General features: G+C 24.6%; 19 protein-coding genes, 1 tRNA gene, 1 rRNA gene and 1 pseudogene. 9 read left to right on the top strand and 13 right to left on the bottom strand.

All coding sequences use genetic code 11. The features are described 5' to 3' along the window. Position 1 precedes the first annotated feature (1 nt). From MJ2HA_RS03380 to MJ2HA_RS03350, 7 genes and pseudogenes are all read right to left on the bottom strand, one after another. Positions 2-169: a hypothetical protein gene (locus MJ2HA_RS03380; RefSeq protein ID WP_258393139.1), complete on the bottom strand. Its 168-nt coding sequence runs from the start codon at positions 167-169 to the stop codon at positions 2-4. A gap of 154 nt (positions 170-323) precedes the next feature. Next, positions 324-587, bottom strand: a pseudogene (locus MJ2HA_RS03375) (50S ribosomal protein L14e); the annotation flags it as partial. A 6-nt stretch (positions 588-593) separates the two neighbouring features. Beyond that, the gene (gene rpl34e / locus MJ2HA_RS03370) at positions 594-860 is read right to left on the bottom strand and encodes a 50S ribosomal protein L34e (protein WP_258393137.1); all 267 of its coding nucleotides are present in this window, start codon (positions 858-860) and stop codon (positions 594-596) included. Continuing rightward, positions 853-1,464 (bottom strand): hypothetical protein, encoded by a 612-nt coding sequence (locus tag MJ2HA_RS03365; RefSeq protein WP_258393136.1) that lies wholly within the window; start codon positions 1,462-1,464, stop codon positions 853-855. Before MJ2HA_RS03365 ends, rpl34e begins: the two co-directional genes overlap by 8 nt. After that, a complete protein-coding gene (locus MJ2HA_RS03360; protein ID WP_258393135.1) occupies positions 1,461-2,822 on the bottom strand; it encodes a hypothetical protein in 1,362 nt (453 codons plus the stop codon). Before MJ2HA_RS03360 ends, MJ2HA_RS03365 begins: the two co-directional genes overlap by 4 nt. Before the next feature lie 32 nt (positions 2,823-2,854). Further along, positions 2,855-4,915: an IolE/MocC family protein gene (locus MJ2HA_RS03355; RefSeq protein ID WP_258393134.1), complete on the bottom strand. Its 2,061-nt coding sequence runs from the start codon at positions 4,913-4,915 to the stop codon at positions 2,855-2,857. Positions 4,916-4,937: 22 nt separating this feature from the next. Further along, the gene (locus MJ2HA_RS03350; RefSeq protein WP_258393133.1) at positions 4,938-6,626 is read right to left on the bottom strand and encodes a hypothetical protein; all 1,689 of its coding nucleotides are present in this window, start codon (positions 6,624-6,626) and stop codon (positions 4,938-4,940) included. Positions 6,627-6,689: 63 nt separating this feature from the next. Here MJ2HA_RS03350 and MJ2HA_RS03345 point away from each other — a divergent pair, with 63 nt between their 5' ends. Beyond that, a complete protein-coding gene (locus tag MJ2HA_RS03345) occupies positions 6,690-7,226 on the top strand; it encodes a hypothetical protein (protein ID WP_258393132.1) in 537 nt (178 codons plus the stop codon). Here the strand turns inward: MJ2HA_RS03345 and MJ2HA_RS03340 are convergent. Together MJ2HA_RS03340 and MJ2HA_RS03335 are read right to left on the bottom strand one after the other, a co-directional pair. Then, positions 7,223-7,837, bottom strand: a complete 615-nt coding sequence (locus tag MJ2HA_RS03340) for a hypothetical protein (RefSeq protein ID WP_258393131.1) — start codon at positions 7,835-7,837, stop codon at positions 7,223-7,225. The two genes, MJ2HA_RS03345 and MJ2HA_RS03340, sit on opposite strands and share 4 nt — an antisense overlap. Positions 7,838-7,869: 32 nt before the next feature. Then, positions 7,870-7,953, bottom strand: a tRNA-Ser gene (locus MJ2HA_RS03335). A gap of 36 nt (positions 7,954-7,989) precedes the next feature. Here MJ2HA_RS03335 and MJ2HA_RS03330 point away from each other — a divergent pair. Genes MJ2HA_RS03330 through MJ2HA_RS03320 form a run of 3 tightly spaced genes read left to right on the top strand, consistent with a single transcriptional unit; the run spans position 7,990 to position 10,819 of the window. Continuing rightward, positions 7,990-9,126 carry a tryptophan--tRNA ligase gene (locus MJ2HA_RS03330; protein WP_258393130.1) on the top strand — a complete coding sequence of 379 codons (1,137 nt, stop codon included), beginning with the start codon at positions 7,990-7,992 and terminating at the stop codon, positions 9,124-9,126. A 2-nt stretch (positions 9,127-9,128) separates the two neighbouring features. Then, positions 9,129-10,235, top strand: coding sequence for a tRNA pseudouridine(13) synthase TruD (gene truD / locus MJ2HA_RS03325; protein WP_258393129.1), 1,107 nt, complete (start codon positions 9,129-9,131; stop codon positions 10,233-10,235). A gap of 5 nt (positions 10,236-10,240) precedes the next feature. After that, complete coding sequence (locus tag MJ2HA_RS03320) at positions 10,241-10,819, top strand: translin family protein (RefSeq protein ID WP_258393128.1); 579 nt, start codon at positions 10,241-10,243, stop codon at positions 10,817-10,819. Here MJ2HA_RS03320 and MJ2HA_RS03315 read toward each other — a convergent pair. Genes MJ2HA_RS03315 through MJ2HA_RS03895 form a run of 4 tightly spaced genes read right to left on the bottom strand, consistent with a single transcriptional unit; the run spans position 10,803 to position 13,165 of the window. Continuing rightward, positions 10,803-11,906 (bottom strand): site-2 protease family protein, encoded by a 1,104-nt coding sequence (locus MJ2HA_RS03315; RefSeq protein ID WP_258393127.1) that lies wholly within the window; start codon positions 11,904-11,906, stop codon positions 10,803-10,805. The genes MJ2HA_RS03320 and MJ2HA_RS03315 overlap by 17 nt on opposite strands. Continuing rightward, entirely contained in the window at positions 11,903-12,100 is a 198-nt protein-coding gene (locus MJ2HA_RS03310) for a hypothetical protein (protein WP_258393126.1), read from the bottom strand. The genes MJ2HA_RS03315 and MJ2HA_RS03310 overlap by 4 nt, the downstream gene beginning before the upstream one ends. 25 nt (positions 12,101-12,125) lie before the next feature. Next, positions 12,126-12,650, bottom strand: a complete 525-nt coding sequence (thpR, locus tag MJ2HA_RS03305) for an RNA 2',3'-cyclic phosphodiesterase (RefSeq protein WP_258393125.1) — start codon at positions 12,648-12,650, stop codon at positions 12,126-12,128. Continuing rightward, positions 12,647-13,165: a metal-dependent hydrolase gene (locus tag MJ2HA_RS03895; protein WP_375140650.1), complete on the bottom strand. Its 519-nt coding sequence runs from the start codon at positions 13,163-13,165 to the stop codon at positions 12,647-12,649. Before MJ2HA_RS03895 ends, thpR begins: the two co-directional genes overlap by 4 nt. 34 nt (positions 13,166-13,199) lie before the next feature. On the opposite strand from MJ2HA_RS03895, the gene MJ2HA_RS03300 reads away from it, so the two are divergent. The 5 genes from MJ2HA_RS03300 (at position 13,200) to rrf (ending at position 14,669) form a co-directional block, all read left to right on the top strand. Continuing rightward, entirely contained in the window at positions 13,200-13,562 is a 363-nt protein-coding gene (locus tag MJ2HA_RS03300) for a hypothetical protein (RefSeq protein WP_258393124.1), read from the top strand. Beyond that, on the top strand, positions 13,552-13,905 hold the full coding sequence (pth2, locus tag MJ2HA_RS03295) for a peptidyl-tRNA hydrolase Pth2 (protein ID WP_258393123.1): 354 nt from the start codon (positions 13,552-13,554) through the stop codon (positions 13,903-13,905). Before MJ2HA_RS03300 ends, pth2 begins: the two co-directional genes overlap by 11 nt. Further along, positions 13,902-14,255 carry a hypothetical protein gene (locus tag MJ2HA_RS03290; RefSeq protein WP_258393122.1) on the top strand — a complete coding sequence of 118 codons (354 nt, stop codon included), beginning with the start codon at positions 13,902-13,904 and terminating at the stop codon, positions 14,253-14,255. The genes pth2 and MJ2HA_RS03290 overlap by 4 nt, the downstream gene beginning before the upstream one ends. Beyond that, complete coding sequence (locus tag MJ2HA_RS03285) at positions 14,221-14,541, top strand: ribonuclease P protein component 4 (RefSeq protein WP_258393121.1); 321 nt, start codon at positions 14,221-14,223, stop codon at positions 14,539-14,541. The genes MJ2HA_RS03290 and MJ2HA_RS03285 overlap by 35 nt, the downstream gene beginning before the upstream one ends. Positions 14,542-14,554: 13 nt before the next feature. Beyond that, positions 14,555-14,669: ribosomal RNA gene (gene rrf / locus MJ2HA_RS03280) — 5S ribosomal RNA — on the top strand. The last annotated feature ends 17 nt before the right edge of the window (positions 14,670-14,686 follow it).

Here is a 14,686-nt window from a genome sequence, read left to right as displayed (position 1 = left end):
ATTATATATTTATTAATATACCTAGTAAAGCTAATATATCTAAAGCAACAACTCCTCCGGCCCCTAATTTCACAACTTCATTATTAAAAAAGTTTGGATCCCACAATAAATATAATTCTAATAGAGTACTTCCTATTATTATTATGCTTTCTAATAGTTTCGCAACCATATAAAAACTAAAAATATTATTATTTATAAATTATAAAAGGGTGAAATTCCTCCTCAAAAAATTAGTTTTTCTTTCCTGGAGAACCTAAGGATTTAGCAACTTTCTCCCAATCATTACCAAAATATTGCTTGTATAGCTCTACAATTTCATTGTTTAATAAATTTTCTTTTTTTAATTTCCAATAAGATACAGGTATCTTGTTCTTTATCATTTCCTTTATAACATCTTCAGTGTTTGCACCCTTCTTTATTTGAATCAATTTTTCTGTTGGTTCTATGTGCTTTATATTTACCCTTCTTCTTTTTATATTCCCGTCTACGAGTAAAAATTTATTGTCTATTATATCTGTTATTACGCATACATTTCCAGCTTCTCTTCCAGACAATTTTATGCATACTCTACCAATTTGTAATACCATTTTTCATTAATTTATAGATAACTCTTTTAACCTTTCCCTTGCAATATTTTTTAATAAATTCTTTAAACATCTATGACACAGGTATCCTCCATAAATCCTACTGACCCTTTTCTGAGATAAATTAATTCTCCTTAATCTTACTGAATGTAAATCTTTTATTCCTTGTAATTTTCTTTTGCATATTGCACATTTTGGTATATCTCCTTTTCTTATTTTATCAATTACATTTATATTACCTGAAGGTGTTTTTCTGTATAAATATGTTCTAGCCATTTTTATTTATCTTTGGAGATTTTTTTATAAATCTTGTATATAATAATATTAACAATTGGGTTATTAGATATAGAATAATATATGTAATTATTGGACTTAGCCAATTTACATTTAGTATAGGTATTTTAAATGGTAAGGTAGATGTAATTGGATTTATTGATAATTTATTGATTATATAACTATTGTTTAGTGTTATTATGTTATTATTTGCAGTATAAAATCCTAAAAATGTGTGATTATAGTATATTGCAAAATCTTGATTATGTAATACTGGATTATTTATATATATAGTAGTACTATTATTTACAATTTTTGGAACAAAACCTGTAGAAAATACATAAGTTATTATTATTAATACAGCTATTCCAACTATTGTGACCATTATTGTATGCTTCATAACTTTAGAATATATTTTTGTAAATTCATCACTAATTTTGCTTATTTCATCTATCTTTCCAGATTTTATAGTTTCCATATATTTTTTCTGCATTTCTGATAACTTTTGAGTATGCTCTTTTATATTATTATATTTCTCTAAGAACTTTATTGCTATATTTATTATTATAACTAGTATTAATATATATAAGAATAATGAATCTATCATTTTTTATTCAAATATTTGCCAATTATTGGCAATAAATATGTAGCATTTGCCCTATTTAAATCATTATATATTTGTGATGCGATTACTATTAATAATAATATGCTAACTCCAGATACAGCAGAACTTAATATATCTCCTAAAGAGGCTAATAAACCCATTAAAAATCCAGATAAATAGCCTATTGGATCTATATATTTCCTTAGTGTACTCTCTATTATCCTTGGATCTCTAGTATACATTGGAGAATTGGGATCCTTTGTTAAATAATTTGCTAAGTTTTTAGGATCTAAACCTATTGCATGTATCCAGAATTTTGATATAAACATTCCACCTATTGTAAATATTAAGAAATATATAATTATGTGTATTATATTTATAGGATTTGTAATCCAATTTAATCCGAACTGTCCTATATTTATTATTAAATTTGGTGGAGATAATATTTGTACTATAATATTGTTTGTATTAAAATGTAATATAGATTGTACTTCCACTATCAATGCATAGATAAATATTGCTGGAATTACAGATGTATATAATAATTGTATAGGATATCTAATTATTTCTCCATTTATATTAAAATATAATAATGGTACTTCTACCTTTAAATATTGTAAATATACTGCAAATATTAATATTCCAAAGGTGGCTATTGTTGCTAATAAATAAGATAAACCAAGTATACTATTTCCTTCTATAAAATATAATATAGCTTGTGGTATATACCCCGTAGGTTGGGAAAATAATGACTGTATGCTTGTGGGTGGTGATAAAGGGTTGAATAATCTTAATGAAAGGGCAATACTTATAATTGCGAATATAATTATATTTATTCCGGATGTTATCCCGTATTTATATGAAAAATCATCCAATAGTAGTATTATAATACCACCAAGAATTAGCTCTATAAACATTATAATATATATTAATATAGGATTTATGCCAAGTAGAAAATTTGGTTGTAAGTTTCCACTGGATATTAATACTATAGATTCTAATATTATGAAAAGGAATGCTAATCCTCTTGTATAGTTATCAAATTTTTCTTTTCCATCATCTGTAGATGTATTTATGCTAAATATTCCTAGTCCAACCAATAATTGCATAAAAATTCCTGATAGTACTATTGGTGCTATGCCAACACTTGCCAATGTACCAAGAGAGGATCCAAATACCCATAATAACTGTTCAAATCTTGCTGAAATCTCTGGAGATATACCAAATAATGGTATAGAAGATAGAATAGTATATAATACTATCACTAATAATGTATTATATATCTTATGTCTCAGAGAGACCATCTTTTTTGGACCTTCTATAGATGGTAAATATGAAGATATTTTTTCAAGTATATCCATATATAAGACTAATTAAAAATATTTATAAAAGGTTAATCGGTTCCTAGGCCAGAAAATGTTTCTCTTTTTCTAGATCCACCAAGGTCTAATGGTAATTGAGTAAAAATATTATATGATAGTGGTGAATATTGTGTATATTGTATATAATTTGGAGTTATCGATCTAGTTCCATATGGTATAATTGTATTAAATGATTCTCCATAATTTAATCCATAAATATCTGTAGAGTTAATTCCATTTATATAATAATTATATTCAGAACCGAACGATTGAGAAAGTCCAGATGAATACCATCCACCTGGTTCATGAACAATAGATATATTCGGCAATATATCTTGTAACTTTTCTAATTCTGATGCAATTATATCATCCCACCCAAGTCCCAGTGGTAGGTGTGTATCCCCTCCCCACTGTGCTTCATGAACATGTAAATGTTTAATTTCTGGTTTTATTTCTTCTACCCATTTTAATATATCTTCTTTTGTATATCCATATTTTTCATACATTTTTATATGTCCAACATCTAGATTCGCGCCTACTTTTTCATCTATATAATTATTTATATCTTTATATTTTTCTTCTATTTTTTTCTTTAACTCTGGATTTTCTTCTATTACTTTTTTTAATTCAACTTTTATATTATCAATTAATTTTTTCCATAGATCAGGTCTTGATGCAGGTGATCCTGGATAAGATTCTTCTATAACAATATCTGGTAAGTAATCTGCTATCTTTTCCGCCCATTGTGGGTCTTTTTGTTTTTCTCTTTCTATTAGTAATCTAACTCCATTTGCTAAATTTTTTGGTCCTTCATTTATGGCTACTTCTTGAAATGGAACTATTAATGGAACAAATCTATCAGAAAATACAGTATTTTTAATTATATATAGTATTTGTTTCATAAATTCATATGAGTCCTTCATATTATTAACTAATTCAATAGATCTATTGAAAATGAATTGTCTAACTGTATTTTCATCTTCATAAAAATTTCCTTTTTCTAATAATTTTGATATATCTTTATCATATTGGCTTATTTTATTGTACGAATATTCTAAACCTTTTTTCCATGTTTCTATTTCAGTCTTGACTTTTTCTTTAAATTGATTATCTTCTATAGAATCTATATTAGATTCTAATATATCTATATATGCTTTAAATCCATTTATTATATTTTCATAATTTTTTATAGTATATAATAAATCTCCTATTGATCTAGTATCGCCAGCGCTATAATATGCTTTATATAATATATTTTGAAAGAAATTATTCATATCATTTTTATATGTCTTTGAAATCTGCATAAAACCTTTTTCTATTTCACTTATTATCGACATCCAATATTTTTCATTACTTTCATATAATTTATCTACCACGCTTTCTTTTATTCCTTCTTTTATGATCTTTGAAAATCCTTTTTCAATACCTATTTTATTTACTGGAATATATTCATCTCCTCTTTTAAGATATACAAGTTCTGATTCTGCTAAAGCCCATGATGGTATATTATTATATAAGGTTTCAGTATCTATATTTCTATTTAATATATTATTATATTGTTGAGTAGTTATGAACCCCATTTTATATAATTTTTCAGCAAATTCTTTTCTATAATTATAGTCAGTTAATAACTTTTTCTTTAATTCTTCTTCATAATCTTTAGTCCATATAGTTCCAGATATATCCCCTCCATGAATATTTACTTTTATTGGTTTATTATATATTTCAGACATAGTTTTTGAGGCATCAAAAATAGCAGATACGGCATAGCTTATATTTTTTTTACTTTCTCTGTCAATTTTTCCTGCATTTTCATCTCTCCCAGTATGTATACCCATTATTTGGAAATCGTTTTCTGGTGCATGGATAGATAAATCTACATTATTTACTCTTGCATTTCTTGCTATCTCTTCAAAAATTATTTTTGGTATGGTTTTCCATCTTTCGAAACTCTCTGTTTGTACTTCTACACCTGAATAACCCTGTCTTACCTTTTCTTCAAACTCTTTTAATTGATTTGGATTCTGAGGATTTGTACTAGTACTTATAGGTCTATTAAATAATTCTTTAGGATATTTTTTTTCTTCAGGCATATATATTATAAAAATTTTGTTATTAATAAGTTAGCATGCCAAATGTTTTCTTAAATGAGGTATAAATCTTCCAACCAGTATCTATAGTTTTATCTTTTAAATCATTCATAGCATCATCTCTTTCTTTTTGAAACTGTTTTTTCTTTATATCCTTTGATATGGAGATCAAATCTTTTTTATAAGTTGTTATAAATTCTAGTATTCTAACAAAAATCTCGTTTAATGATGGAAATATATACTTAATTGAAGATTCAGATTTCTTTTTTTCCTTATTTTCTTCCTTTTTTTCTTCTTTATTTTCTGGTAAATATTTTTTTATCCACATAATACTACCAAGAGCCTTTTTAATTTTTTGATCCTTTTCTAATTCTTCTAATAATTCTTTAGACCATCTTATTTTATATGGATTATTCTTAATATCTGCTTCTGTAACTTTTGATTTCTCTGCAGTTATCTTTAATAAGTTATTATCATTCCTTATAATATCATAAAGAAATGATTCTAAGATTAGATCTGAAATATCTTTTATATAATCATCTGTTAGTCCTGTAATATATAATAAATCCTCTTCTTCTTGATTAATTATTAAGTTTTCGTATTCTGATTTTTCCAATAGATATACCCTAAAATTAATATCTGTCCTACCAATAAATGTATACATACCAGATCTCTCTATTCTATTAATTATTGTAGGAAATGCTCTAGATCTTATCTGTATATCATATACAGGTATATACAATTTTTGTTCTACCGTATCCTTTTCGGCATTATATGTATTTATCGAATTTTCTTTTCCTACAGACAATAATGATAAATCTATAATTGCAGTTTCTAATGCATTTATTATGTCTACAGGCTGATTTGGATTTTGCAGTAACTTTCTAGCGAACTTGAAATATGGTTTCGCGTATTCAGTATAATATAATAATGAACTTAATTGATGTTTTAAATACGACTTTAGTAGATTATATCTGTCATATAAAAATTTTCTATTAGATTCAAACCAATTGTAATATTCTTGTAATCTAATATCTACAATATTAGAAACCTTTTCATTTACAATTTTCTTATTTTTAACCTCTCCTATATCCCTTGGAATATTTGATGGTTCATTAAATAATTTATCAAATAAAGCTTTACCAATTAGGTTTTTATCCAATAATTTTTGTACTTCTGATTTTATCTCAGTTAGATAAAATAAGTCTGGTGCAGTAGAGTATCCTAGACTATTTCTAGATCCTCTGGCTATAGAAAATAAACTTGCTCCTCCTCTAGTAGAATCTACATTGTTCAACCATATATCTTTTAATGTTATATATGCGCTGTATGCCTCATCTTTATCATTAGATAAAACCTTCTCATATAATATAATTTTTGATTGTATTTGTTTATATTCGTCTAGAATCGATATTATTGATTTTGTAAGATTATTAATTAATTCTGCTGCGGATCTGGCAGTTGCTAATACTGCAGAAGCTCTGGAACTCATTTCTCCGAAAAATGCAGATCCTACAGATGATGTAAAATCGTCCGATAGTTTACTAATATTCATTTTTAAGTTGTCTCTAATAAAGTCAAGTAACCAATAGTATATTTGTTCAAATTTTATATTTTGACTGTCAAATATAATTTTTATTTCCATATATTTATGTTTATTATCTTCGATTTTCTCATTTCTTAATGTATCTAGATTAATATTATTATCTGGCATATTATAAGATAAAATATTTCTATTATTAAAAATTTTAATATATTGAGATAGTTAATTTAGAATATGAAAATGAACCTAATTGTCCTACCTAGAAAAAAATTCAATGATGATGATCTATTTAATTTTTTAGATATATTGGATGGCACAAATTATATAGCAAATAAAAATAGGGAAGTGAGTACAGGTATATATAATACTAAAGTATTACCAGATTTTGATATAAATGAAATATTTACTATGAAAGAGAATCATTTCGATAGAATAATATTTATATCAGATGAGGGATTTAAAGATTTTCTTAGTCTAGAAATTCAAGCAATATTCACTAGATTTTTAAATTCTTTTAAGACAGTTATATTATGCTCGCTTGCACAAATTGCATTTTTAAAGATGGGTCTATTGACTGGAAGATCAATAACATATAATTATGACGAATTTCCAGAATATATAAAATATTTTAATAATTCGGGAGTTAAATTAATAACTAAGCATGAATATTATGTTGATAAAAATCTTATAACTTTAAAGGGAAGAGATTCGATATATAATCTAGGTGAAGACCTAAATAGAATAGAAGAAAATATGGAAAATATTATCTAGACTATATATCTTTGAAATTCATTATGCAATTTATTAATACTATATAATAATATAATTGCAAGTAAAAGACCAAAAATTCCAAAAATGGATTTTAATATATCTGCAATATTTAAAAAATAGATTATAGATAAAATACCAGATGTACTAGATATAATAAAATATTTTGAATATATGATTATATTTTTATTATTAAATAATTTTCCTATTAATCTTAATTTATTCCCTAATAGTATATTTGAAATAGATAATAAAGGCGATAAAATTACAGTAAGTGATAATATAATAGAAATATTAATAATTTTGAATAGATATTTAATGTTTATATCCTTTATATTATTTATAGATTCAAATCCCTTTGAAAATTCATATATAGATAGTGCATATAATAATATTCCAATTAGATATAATATTATTACCATAATGTAAAACTCAAAAAAATTATCTAGGTAGAGAATATATATGTAAGTATTTATTAAATAAATAATATTTGGTATTATAAATATAAATAGGTATATCATTATTATAATTATTGGAATAAAAAAGAGTATTTTGAATCCATATATTATATTATTTACAGCATCAATTATGTTTTCCTTTGTTTCTTCGTCCATTAAAAGATATATCATTTTTTATTTTATAAAATCGCCGTGGGTGGGATTTGAACCCACGTCTCCTTACGGAGATTTGGTCTCGAGCCAAACCCCTTGGACCACTCGGGCACCACGGCATATTACTTATAAGTGTTTTTTAATTATTTATAAAAATGGATAATATATTAATAGATCCTAATATAAAATCTGAAAATGATTATAAAAGATTAGTCGAGATTTTTGGTGTAAAAGAATTAAATGATAATATAATAAATTTATTGTATGATATTGTTGGAGATTTACATGTACTAATAAGAAGAAGATTTTTTTATGCTCATAGAGACTTTGATATATTATTAAATGAGTATAATAATGGTAAAAAATTCTTCTTATATACTGGTAGAGCTCCTTCTAAAAGTAAGATGCATATAGGACATCTAATACCATTTATATTTACTAAATGGCTTCAGGACAAGTTTGATGTAAATTTATATATACAGATACCAGATGAAGAAAAATATTGGGAGAAAAAAGCGGATAATTATAGCGAAATAAAAGAATATGCAATTGAAGATGCAAAAACAATAGCATCGGTAGGGTTTAATCCAGATAAAACATTTATATTTATAAATTCTGAATATATAGATCATCTATACAAACCTGCAATATATATAGCAAGGGAAATAAATCTAAATACTGCTAAAAATGTGTTCGGCTTCGATGATGAATCTACTATAGGATTACCATTCTATATAGCATTACAGATAGTACCAACATTCTTTGAAAATGGAGTACCATTAATACCATGTGGAGTGGATCAGGATCCATATTTTAGATTACAGAGGGATATTGCTCCAAAATTTGGATATAATAAGGCTTCTACGATATTATCTAAGTTTGTATGGGGATTACAAGGACCATATACCAAGATGAGTGCTTCAGATCCGAAATCTGCAATATTTATAGATGATGATTATGATACAATAAAAGAAAAGATAAATAAATATGCATTTTCAGGTGGAAAGCCTACTTTAGAAGAGCATAGAAAATATGGTGGAAATCCAGATATAGATGTTTCTTATTTCTGGTTATCTGTATTATTTGAAGAAGATGATAAAAAATTATTCGAGATAAGAGAAAAGTATATACAGGGTGAATTAACTACTGGCGAACTAAAGAGTTATACCATAGAAAAGATATGGTCTTTTATAAAAGAAATACAGGATAGAAGAAAAAATATAAATATAAATAAATATATGTATGATGGAAAATTAGCGAAGGAAATGTGGGACTGGGAGTTTGAACTATAATAATGAAAATAAAGGAAAAGCCCGAAGATTTTTATGTTAAAGAAATAATAAATTTAGATAAGAAAAAAGAAGGAGATTTATTTAGATATTTTTTAATGAAAAAGGAAAATATAAGTACTATAAATGCGATAAAGATTATTGCAAGGAAACTGCATATATCGAAAAGGAAGATATATTTTGCCGGAGAAAAAGATAAGAACACAATATCCGAGCAATATATATGTATAAGGAATTTTAATGATTTTAGAGAGGAATATAATTTTGGTAATGTCAAATTAAAATATGTAGGATCTTATGAGGAACCTTTAAAGATTTCTGATATAGATGGAAATTACTTTAGGATAGTAATTAGAGATCTAAATAATGAAGAAATAAAAAGGTTTAAGGATAATATAGAGATATTTAATAAATATTATTTCAATTATTTTGATGAACAGAGGTTTGGTAGTAGATTAAATAATCATATAGTCGGGAAATATTTAATTAATAGAGATTATGAGAATGCAATAAGAATAATATTAATAGATTATAATAATGAAAATAATATTAAAGCTATAGAGGCTAGAAAGTATTTAAAAGAACACTGGGGAGATTTTAAAAATGCACTAAGTCTATTTCCAAATTATCTAGATATAGAGAGGGGGATATTAGGATATTTGATAAGAGAAAAAAATTATTATAGGGCATTAAAATACATACCAAAAAGATTATTAAAAATGTATATACATTCTTATCAATCTTATTTATGGAATGAAGAACTATCTTATATATTAAAAAATAATAATTGTAATTCAAAGATAAATAATAAAATTCAAGAACTATATATATGTAAAGATAATATAGAAAAATTTATGGATAAAAAATTAGAATTAATAGGATTTGATATGAAAAATAAGAATTTTCATAAGGATATATTAGATAGAGAGGGATTAAAAATCGAAAATTTATACAATAAAGATAAACCATCTTTATCCTTATATTCAACTGAAAGATATATATTATCCGAAGTAAAAGATGTGGATTATAAAATAAAAAATAATATAGTTATAGAATTTATATTGGGAAAAGGTTCTTTTGCAACAATATATATAAAACATTTATTCTCTTAATTATTATGATAGAAAAAGAATATATAGACTATTTAAAAAATAAATTTAAAGAATATGAGAATTATAGAGACAGAGTAATAGAAAAAAGCATAAAGATAAATAGACTATCAAAATCTATAATATATTCTATAATAAGAGGTGATATAGATTCTGCTAATAAATATATAGAAGAGATAAATAATTATAAAAAGGAAGTTGATGAGATATTAAAGTTAGAACCAAGGTTGTATAATAATGTTGTTATAAGCTTTCAAGAATATGCAGAGGCACTAATATTTTATAATTATATAATAAATAAGAAAATAATAAAAAACAAAGATATAAATGTAGATGAAAATTCATATGTACTGGGTTTGATGGATTTTGTAGGCGAATTATACAGAAAATCTGTGGAAGAAATGTTAAAAAATAATCTTTCATTCGCTGAAGAGGCCAGAAACATTATATATGATATATATAAAAACATGTTATATATGGAATTTAAAAATTATGATATAAGGAGGAAGGTAGATTATGTAGGAGAGATATATAACTTATTGACAGATAAAATATTTATAAGAAAATCTTCTAGAACAGAAAACTAATATTATATAGTATTAATATAACTATAATAATTGATATTATATTCATTATTTTTTTGGCTTTTTTCTCCTCAAATTTCGCTTCTAATAAAGCTTTAAGCGCTCTACCACCGTCCAAGGGGTATATTGGTATCATATTTCCTATACCGAGACCTAGATTTATTATAAATAACCATAATAATAAAGATCCTGTAAATGGTATAATATTAGATGCATAATTATATTCTTGTTCTACATATACCCCTAGAAATGTTTCATTATACTTATCTACAAGTTCTATATCATATGTACCTTTATTTGTATATATTGTAACATTTTGACCTGGAGAATATTTATTCAATACTTCCTGAATCTGGTTTAAATATGATATATTATAATTATTTATGGAATATAGTATACTATCGTTTGGTATTACACCATAAGCATAAGTACCTGGAATTGTACTTACTATACTAACATAGGGTTTTGCAAGATTAAAAGTAGTAGTCAACTGATTAAATATTAATAAAATAAACAAAAATATGAAGCCTGCTATTATATTTATTGTAGCACCAGCACCATATATTTTTAATTGCTCTTTTTTACTAGTCTTATTTATTTCTTCTTCATTCGGATCAACAAATGCGCCTAATAAAGGTCCTAAATAGAAAAAGCCCCAATCCTTTATTTTTATTTTATTTCTAAATGATAAGACTCCATGAGAAAGTTCATGTATAAAAGCTGCAATAAATATTGATATTATCGTTTGTGCTAATGGTAATGTGATTGGTCCATATGAAGCACCTGGTATTACAGGAGCATAAGTCGGTGTTCTAGTTACTAAGCCAAATATTAAGAATATTAAAGAAGAGAAGATTAATATAGGGGAAATTATTAAAGATGATATAGACAATATTTTAGCATATAATCCTTTTGATAAGCTTTCCATTATATATGTATATTTTTCAGTTTTTACCATTCCGTATATAAATTTATAATCTACATTCTTTCTAAACAAAATTTTTAGTACTATAAAAATAATATTTACAACAAAAAATAATATTAATATATCTAGTTCTGTAGAGCCTGATAAAGATAACTGATAATTCATTTAGCAGTCTTTGCAGCTACTAATATTATCTCTGATTTCTTTAATCTTAGCGATTTTGATTTACATTTTCTACATTTTATCAGTCCAGATCTTACTTTTTCAGGGTCCGCTCTTATCCTGGACCCACATCTTCTACATATAAATATCCTGTCAAATTTTCTATTTTTTATCTCAGGTAATAATTCATTAGCCATAATAACTTAATTATAATAGTAAGTTTTATAATAGTTTATATTCATATAAATTTCTGTATACTGGACCATGTGTCATCAATATGCTCTCTTTAATATAAAACTTATCAATCAATATATTACTATATATTTTTTTATTTTCATTTAGGTATTCTTTTAAATAGTTATCATTTTTTATATTTTTGATTCTATATATTGTTATATGAGGTTCATAATCAATATCTTTCTGTATATTCAATTCATACAATTTATTATCTATAATATTATGTAAATTAATTATATTTTCTTTATTTAGGATCTTTATCCATAAGACTCTATTATTGAAATATCCGAAGTCTCCAATATTAATATAAAATTTATTATAATTAATACTTGATAATTTTTTATTTATTTTATTTAATGTTTCTTGATTTATTTGTCCTAAAAATTTTAATGTTATATGGATATTTTCTTCTTCTACTATTTTTCCACTTATACCTCTAATATTTTTTGATATATTATATATATCTTTTTTAATATCTTCTGGTAAATCTATAGCTATAAATATCCTCATAAAAATATAATCAAGTATAAATAAATAAAAATAGATATATAGGATAAATATATCTGTAATTTTCTATTTTTTTTATTATTTAATATTGGTATTACAAATTTATATTTTAAAATAGGATAAAATGGTTGTGTACCAGATACTGTTAATGAATCTTCTATTATATGTAATAGAAATGCCAAAGAAAATAAATAAAATATATGTATATAATTTCCAATTAAATAAAATAATATAACCGGAAATATAGAATGCGTTATCCCTCTATGTTTAAATATTTTGATTATAAATAAAATGAATATATAGTAAGGAAATAATATATATTTAATGATGCTTTTCCTGAGGGTTATATATTGTTTATTGGCCCAGATAGACAATTTGTAATCAAGGTCCGGTATTATACATATTATCCCTACGAAAATCGAAAATATTATAGATGATATATAATTAATTGACAATATATAATAAAATATGATATATGATATTAGTGTACTTAAGGTTTGATGAAGACGGATAATCATAATTTTTATTAATTATAAAAAGTAAATAAGACTTATGGATGATTTGGATTATTCAAAAATAATTAATCAATTATTAAATTATGATGAATATTATAAATTAATTGAAGGATTCAAATTATATATAGATGAAATAAAAAAAGAAACAGATAATCTAAAGTTAGAATTAACAAATATGAAGGAAGAAAATAAAAAAATGCAAGATAGGTTGACAGATATTGAAAATAAGTATAATAATCTTGATAATAATATCAAAAATATCTATTCTGTGCTAGATGAAATAAATAAGAAAATAGACGAAATAAATAGAAAGATAACGGAAGATATAATAGATCAAAAAATAGATAATTATAAGTATAAATTATTATTAGAAAAATTAAAGATGTTAGATGGATTATAAATTAGTGATAGTTGTGAGAAAGGATTTAGATATAGGTAAAGGTAAATTATGTACTCAGGTAGCTCATGCAGCAGTAGAAGCCACATTAGAAAAATTTATTATTGATAGGGAAGTAGTAGATCTTTGGAGATCAGAGGGGGCTAAGAAAGTAGTTTTATATGTAAAAGATTTAAATGAGTTGCTAGAAGTATATAAAAAAGCTAAAGAATGTAATATTAATACAGTTATGATACAGGACGCGGGATTAACCCAAATAGAGCCAGGTACAATTACCTGTATTGGTATAGGCCCAGATCTAGAGGAAAAGATTGATAAGATTACAGGTACATTAAAGTTATTATGAGTGAAGAATTAGAAGATAGGTGGGATGTATCCGTAAATATAAATAAAGATGTAGATAATCTAAAATATAGTAAAAAAGTTATTATAATTATAAAGAATCATTCTCCATTTATTAGAAAATTTGAAATTGGTACAAAAACCATAAATCTAAAAGATCAATATATGGCCCTAAGATTTAGATTATATTATAATTTCATAAGTCCGGCAATTATTAATATAGATAAATATAGAAAAGAAAATATAGAGCTTTTAATACCAAATCTAGAGTATAGAGAAGATGAATATATATTATTATATGTTAAAAATCTAGATAAAAATGAAACAAAAGAAATCAAAATATATTTACGATAATATTGCAATAGATAGGATAAGATATCTATATAAGTTATCCATAGAAAATATAGATAATATTGATCTTTCTAGAAGATATATCTTTATATTATGGAAAATTAAAAATAAGGCAAGGATTAGGTTGCCAGATGATATAAGAAATAAGTTTTGTAAAAGATGTTATACACCTTGGATAATAGGTAAAACATTAAGAATAAGAATAAGGAAGGGTAGAATTATATATAGTTGTTTATACTGTGGTAAGGTAAAGAGATTTATTATAAGAAAAAACTTAAAAAATATATGATAATTACAAAATATAGGGCGGCCAAAGTGGCCGGGAAAAACCCGTACCCATTTCGAATACGGAAGTCAAGCCGGCCTACGTCTATGCGAGTACTGGCGATAGCTGGGAAAGCATAGAAGCTGCCCACTCTATTTAGTTACCTTTA

The organism is Nanobdella aerobiophila (genome assembly GCF_023169545.1).
Lineage (GTDB): Archaea > Nanobdellota > Nanobdellia > Nanobdellales > Nanobdellaceae > Nanobdella > Nanobdella aerobiophila.
This window is presented reverse-complemented; position numbering and strand designations above follow the sequence as displayed.